Raw genomic sequence first — 6,630 nt, 5'->3', positions numbered from 1 at the left:
GGATTTTTTGTACCCATAACTGAAGAAATATCGAAACATTTAGTGCAAGATTTAGAAAGCATCTCACAATTATCTGAGCTGAAATATTAAGTTTTTTTTACAATAAGACATTGCCGATAGCGGTAAAAAAACAAATTAAATTATTGTATAAATATTTCTAATTACCGATAAAATAATCTGTAGATCTTAGACTTTAGTTGTGTATGTCTTCGTGTAGGATTGTGAAGGAGTAGGTCAGATTGATTATAATTATTTTTACGAAAAAGCATATTAGTTATTGACCTTTTTTATTATTTTTATTGGTTTACTGAATTTCTTTTAACGTATGTTAATGCTATTTGATCTAAAAAACTTTTAGCAGTGGCTATTGGAATTATAAGTCTTTAATTGGCCGTTATGGTATTGTATCCATAAACCCAGATATATCAAAACTTATAGTTAAGGATTTGGAAAGAATTTTAGAATTAAATAATCGTGTCATGAGGTCACAGAACTTAGCCTAATATTTGGCAGACGAAGTCAATCTGACAGAAATGCCTGTTAGCATTTTGTTTTCTTCACAAAATTATTACGTTTTGTAGCAAAGCTTTGTATCTTTGTTGATATAAATTATAGCAATGTCAATTTTTTCAGGAAACATGCGGTATTTAAGAGGTAAGCTAATTCTTTCACAACAAAAGGTTGCTGATGATCTTTTAATTACCCGAGGCAGATATGGTAAGTATGAAGATGATGCCGCAGAGCCTCCTCTTGAGATTTTAATCAAAATCTCTAAATATTATAATATCAGTATCGACTTACTTTTGACAATCAATGTCAGCAAATTTTCTATTGATGAGATGATTGAACTTCCTGACAATAGAATTGTTTTGCCTATAAGGGTTGATCAAGATGGAAACAATGAAATTGAGATCATTCCACAAAAGGCTTCAATGGGATACCTGAACGGCTATGGAGATCCAGAATACATAGAAAGTTTGGAAATCATATCCTTACCCTTCTTGAAAGGAGGCAAGTTCAGAGCATTTCCAGCGGACGGCGATTCAATGCCACCTTATAAGAACGGAACTTATATTGTGGGAAAGTATGTTGAAAACCTTTCTGACTTGAAAACAGACAGAACTTATGTTTTCATTACCGCTAATGATGGCATCAGTTACAAAAGGTTTCAGTTTCATGAAGCAGATGGTATATGGGTAAAGGCTGACAATCAGTTTTATGATCCTAATAAAATCCCATTACCGGAAATTAAAGAAATCTGGGAATTTGCTTGCAGCATTAATACCAAAGAATATGAATCTGATGAATTTGCGGAGCATCATATTCAAAACTTTATCACCCAGATTAAAACTGATATCAAACAGATCAAAGAGACAATTCGAGATAAAAATTGAATTTGAGTTATTAAAAAACTTCCCCGAAGGTAAGCTAAAAACACAAATGATGAAAAAATCCCGTAGAAACGGGATAAAACAAAAGTAAATATTTCAAAAGAAAATTACAATGAGTCAGCTAAGTTTATTTGATGCAGAAGAATTTTATGAATTTCCAAAAGATTTATTGGATTACAAAGAAAATTTTCTGAGTAGAGAAGAAGCTGATCTGTTGAAGGATTATCTGCTTCAGAATACGCCTTGGGAACAGCGTACTCAGAAAATGTATGACAAGACGGTCTTAACTCCGCGCCTGACAGCATGGTACGGGGGTGTCCAATCTTATAAGTCAGCCGACAATAATACAACCGAAAGAAATGAATGGACTCCTGAATTATATGCTCTAAAAGAAAGAATAGAAAAAGAATTTGGACATCAGTTTAATGTAGTCTTGCTCAATTTATATCGGGACAATAATGATTCTGTTGCCTGGCACAGAGATAAGGAGAGCAGATATGGAAAACGACCTGTTATTGCTTCAATAAGTCTTGGGCATACAAGAAATTTTGATTTTAGAAAGAGAGACCATCACCAAAGCAGATACAGTTTGCCACTTCCCCATGGTGCATTGCTGATTATGAAAGGTGATCTTCAGGAACATTGGGAGCATAGAATTGCTAAATCTACGGTTCCAATGAAAGAACGAATTAATCTCACATTCAGGTTGATTAATCAATAGGTCTTCACTTATAAAAATGATGTTTTATTTTTTTGCAGCTTAATTTGGCAAAAAAGTTGTTGTAATTACAGTAGAAATCTAATTCATAGTTCAGTAGATTTTTAAAAGACAAACAGAAATGTTTTTCTAAATTTAAAATCCTATATAATAGGAAGAGGAGAGTAGTAGCTCAAATTTGCTTCTCTCCTTTTTTATTTAATAAATTACTAAAGCTCAAACTTTGGATGTCGATATCGATGGTACTATAGACCTTTATGATAAGTATGTAACACTACCTGGACCTGTGGAGAATAATGGTTGTCCACTTAGCAATAATGGAAACGGTGTAGTGTCGGCAGATGAAACAGTTATGAACGGTATTGAATTTGATCTTAACTCTGACAGAATTAAACCTAATAATACGCCGATCTTCAACAGCGCAATTAGCTATATCAATTCTAATAATGGTTCATATGAGTTAATTGGTGCAACTGATACGAGAGGCTCATAAAATTACAACCAAAATCTATCTGAGAGAAGAGCTAATAATGTTAAACAATTTTTAATTTCCAATGGCGCAAACTCTGCTAAATTGCAAGCGAAAAGAAATGGTAAATTGAATCTAAAATATCAGGAGTGCAATCCCGCTTCAAAATGCAATAAAAATAATACTTCTAAATTGGGACTGTCATATATTATGGCAGTCTTTTTTTTATTATTGAGATAATATTTCAACTCAATGAATGGAATATTTTTGTGATTTGCTGAAATTAAGAGGTTATTTACTTTTTAAATAAATTCTACATAAATCATAAAACGATATGGAAAAAAATAGTCATTTTTGTAATCTTAAATTTCAAGGAATTATAAGAACAGTAATCAGTCTCGCTTCATCCTTTTAAAAATGAGATTGATGTGTTATTGGAGTAAATTTTCAGTAAATAATTTTTCAAAAAAAAAAATACAATTACCAAAATGGATATGTGTAACCATCTCGAAAATAATCAAGCCTTATTGCATGCGATTATCATGTCTAGTGATGACGCCATTGTTAGCAAAACGCTGGATGGCATCATAACCAGTTGGAATCCAGCAGCAGAAAAAATGTTTGGTTATTTGCAAACTGAAGCTGTGGGTAAGCATATATCTCTTATTATTCAAGAAGATAGACTAAATGAGGAAGATTACATTATAGGGCAAATCAAGTCAGGCAAAAAAGTGGATCACTTTGAAACCATCCGTAAAAAAAAGGATGGCCAGCTGCTTCCAATTTCAGTGACTGTATCACCAGTCGTTGATAAAGAAGGCAGGATAATCGGTGCATCAAAAATTGCACGCGATATCAGTGACCGTCACATTGCACAGCAGGAAAAAGCTGAACTATTAGAAAGGTTAAAAGAGCTGAATCTACGCAAAGATGAATTCATAGCCTTAGCGAGCCACGAACTTAGAACTCCTCTGACCAGTATGGATGCCTATCTCCAGATATTGCTGAGGCATATAAAAGATGAAAAAGTTCTGGTATTTTTGCAGAAAGCATTAACGCAGTCAAAGAAAATTAATCATTTGATATCAGATTTATTAGACGTTTCAAAAATTGAAGCGGGAAAACTAATTCTTCGAAACGAAAGATTCGATATCTGTAAATTGATCCAGGATACCGTAGAAACAGTAGGTCAAGCCCATGAATATTTCACCATCACATTTGATTATGACTCCCATTCTACGGTCATTGAAGGTGACCATTATAAACTAGAACAAGTCATCACTAATCTTTTAACTAATGCCATTAGGTATTCAGGAGTAAACAAGCAGGTTAATGTTACTTTAAAAGTTGGGATAGAGCATCTAACGATCAGTGTGCAGGATTACGGTATGGGCATAGAAGTTGATCACTTCGATGACATATTCTCAAGATTTTATCAGGTTAATCAGTCTAAAGCTGGCGGTTTGGGTTTAGGTTTATACTTATGTAAACAAATTATAGATCAGCATAACGGCCGTATTTGGGTAGAAAGTGAAATTGATAGGGGCAGTACATTCTGGATTGAACTGCCTTTAATATCAGGGCAGCTGTAGAGGAGAAAAAATTATAAAATGGCTATTTATTGCTGTATAAGTCACAAGTTGAACGGCTTTATATAAGAAAAAAGTGTTTGCATTTTTTTATCACAAAAAGGATGGTTAAAACCTTCTGGCAGAAGGTTTGGTTAGTCTAGACCTATCAAACTACAATTATATATCTATGAATTTTTCGACTATTTTGCTAGAGCGCATCAGCCATCATTTACTTCGCAGAGGAGAAACCATATCTATTTTTGAACAAGTAACATCAGGTGCCTTGCAACTCGCATTTTCTCAAATGCCGGATGCTCATAATTTTTATAACGGTGGCTTAACAATTTTTAACCATTCTCAAATAAATTGGCTGAATTTGCCGATGAATTCTGATCAGATACTTGAAAGCCGAAACGGTGCAGAACGGCTATCCATAGAGGTTGCAAAACAATTTGGTTCAGATTGGTCCATTGCAATAACAGGGAGTTTGTCTTCAAAAGAAGAATTTTATAATCAAATTTTTGCCTATTACAGTATTTCTTACAAGAATGTCATTATAAGAAGCGACAAGATTGATTTACATCCATTGACGAAAGCCTGGGATGCACAGAAATACTTTGCAGAATATGTTTTAACTCCGACAGGGATGGAAATATAACAGAGGTCAATATTGACATTATGCAAAATATTATAAAGAGTTGAGATCAGTTTTATCCAAGAGCACTAGGTCATTATTATGACGACATTTACAATTTTTCTGTTTTAGCATAAAGAAACAAATCTTATATTGTGCGTTGGTGTAATCAATTATTAGCTGGTGCTAAACCGATCCGGTATATACAAGAATTACTAAATATTTTTTTTGCGCTGAAGGGTAGGGATTTTGATGTTTGACGATTTAACAGTGACGTCATCAATTTGACTATACCAACTTTTGCGTAATGTATTATAGACAAGAAAAATAAATTGCACTGATGCTTAAATATATTTACCAGACGGGAAAGACTTCATCCATAATTCCATTTAATTAAAAGTAAAAAGAGAGATAAAATCATAGTAAATTTTATCTCCCTTTCTTTTGGCATAAATTATATTAGTTCATCAGCTAAGCTTTTCAAGTACTTTGAATTTATCGTAGGAAATACTAAGTTGTTGCAGTTGTTTACTGACCAAAGCTTCACTTTCTCGGCACAGCTCACCACTGTTAAGTGCATTCTGAAACGCATTGATAGCTGCTTTTTCTCCAAAAACTACGTTTTCAAGTGTGGATTCCACTTTATCAGAAGCAAAAGTGTTTTTTACATCAATCCATGCCCGATGAAATGCTCCGGAAATACTAGTCTCATTATCTGGATGACCGCCCTTGCGCTCAATAAGATCAATCAGTTCATCCTTCATATCCCAGGCTTCAGCTACCATATCGTCGTATGCGGGTTTAAGATCTGCATAATTCTGCCATACCTTATCAGCTACTTTGGCAAAGCCAGCTATCCTATCATTCGTAATATTAAGTAAATCGTTTAGGACGGAAATTGTTTTGTCATTATTCATAATTAAAAAAATATTTGGTGATGCTGTAATTTTACAAGAATGATGCCTTATGAGTTTCAAAAATTCATTAATTTGAAAATATGACTCAAAAAATATTTATAAGCCTGATTCGCAATATATTTAGATCCTCATAAATGTAAACTTCAGATTTATAAAATGAACTGGAATATTTAAATCATTTTATATTATTGGTATTCGTTGGGTATTGTAAGTTTAAATTCACATGAAAAAAAATATCTGAAGTAAAACCATCTAGAAATTTCTTTAAAAGTTGACTCTAATATTTTTTGGATGCTTCATCATTATTGTTATTTTGTCCACTTCATCAATGATTTCATAATCAATTTCTTCATAGGTGTCACTATCTTTTTTTTCGCGGATATCGATTTCTACAAATCCTATATTATCTCGTGGTATTTCTAGTAAAAACTTATTGGAATTATTAGGTCTTGTAAAAGAATCCTTTGTAAAAACTGTAAATTGTATAATCAGTTTATTTTTGGTGTAAGTACATTTTATAAAATTATGTGTTAATATATATCCTAAATTAAAAATAATTCGTGAGCTCATTAAACAAATAGTTTGATTATTTATACGATATGCATTAGGACTTAAAGAGTTTAAAATCAAAGAAATTATTAGGTTGAATCAGTACAAAGCACACTAGCTTAAACTCCTGCTTTTAGACCACTAGAATTCATTATATCGCGTTAATAATTTCTTCTCTATCGCAAAGCCCTTAAAAATCAATAATCCGCATTAATACGATTTCTTCCGTTATTTGTAAGTCGATAAGATAATTTTAGTTCGGACTACTAAAGAATCACTTTGAACCAGTCGGGCAATTTTTTTTTTGGCTATAGGCGAAATATCTTCTACCATCAGTAAACTTCTGCTCAAACTTATTAATATAACCTGAGTTCGGGATAA

7 protein-coding genes are annotated in these 6,630 nt (G+C 32.7%); 5 read left to right on the top strand and 2 right to left on the bottom strand.

Annotation, left to right across the window (positions count from 1 at the left end; genetic code table 11):
• Positions 1 to 617: 617 nt before the first annotated feature.
• The 5 genes from EGH73_RS02080 (at position 618) to EGH73_RS02060 (ending at position 4,807) form a co-directional block, all read left to right on the top strand.
• On the top strand, positions 618 to 1,394 hold the full coding sequence (locus tag EGH73_RS02080; RefSeq protein WP_184808056.1) for an XRE family transcriptional regulator: 777 nt from the start codon (positions 618 to 620) through the stop codon (positions 1,392 to 1,394).
• 109 nt (positions 1,395 to 1,503) lie between these two features.
• Positions 1,504 to 2,112 (top strand): alpha-ketoglutarate-dependent dioxygenase AlkB family protein, encoded by a 609-nt coding sequence (locus tag EGH73_RS02075; RefSeq protein WP_123280458.1) that lies wholly within the window; start codon positions 1,504 to 1,506, stop codon positions 2,110 to 2,112.
• 220 nt (positions 2,113 to 2,332) lie between these two features.
• Positions 2,333 to 2,602 (top strand): OmpA family protein, encoded by a 270-nt coding sequence (locus EGH73_RS14120; protein WP_221407039.1) that lies wholly within the window; start codon positions 2,333 to 2,335, stop codon positions 2,600 to 2,602.
• A gap of 464 nt (positions 2,603 to 3,066) precedes the next feature.
• Complete coding sequence (locus EGH73_RS02065) at positions 3,067 to 4,170, top strand: PAS domain-containing sensor histidine kinase (RefSeq protein WP_123280457.1); 1,104 nt, start codon at positions 3,067 to 3,069, stop codon at positions 4,168 to 4,170.
• Positions 4,171 to 4,336: 166 nt separating this feature from the next.
• Positions 4,337 to 4,807: a CinA family protein gene (locus EGH73_RS02060; RefSeq protein WP_123280456.1), complete on the top strand. Its 471-nt coding sequence runs from the start codon at positions 4,337 to 4,339 to the stop codon at positions 4,805 to 4,807.
• 443 nt (positions 4,808 to 5,250) lie between these two features.
• On the opposite strand, the gene EGH73_RS02055 is transcribed toward EGH73_RS02060, so the two are convergent.
• Positions 5,251 to 5,700, bottom strand: coding sequence for a PA2169 family four-helix-bundle protein (locus EGH73_RS02055; RefSeq protein ID WP_123280455.1), 450 nt, complete (start codon positions 5,698 to 5,700; stop codon positions 5,251 to 5,253).
• Positions 5,701 to 5,964: 264 nt separating this feature from the next.
• Positions 5,965 to 6,270, bottom strand: a complete 306-nt coding sequence (locus tag EGH73_RS02050; RefSeq protein WP_123280454.1) for a hypothetical protein — start codon at positions 6,268 to 6,270, stop codon at positions 5,965 to 5,967.
• Between the last annotated feature and the right edge of the window lie 360 nt (positions 6,271 to 6,630).

Origin of the sequence: Epilithonimonas hominis (assembly GCF_003730015.1) — a bacterium.
Lineage (GTDB): Bacteria > Bacteroidota > Bacteroidia > Flavobacteriales > Weeksellaceae > Epilithonimonas > Epilithonimonas hominis.
Note: the sequence above shows the minus strand (reverse complement) of the source record. Positions and strands in the feature narration are given on the sequence as shown.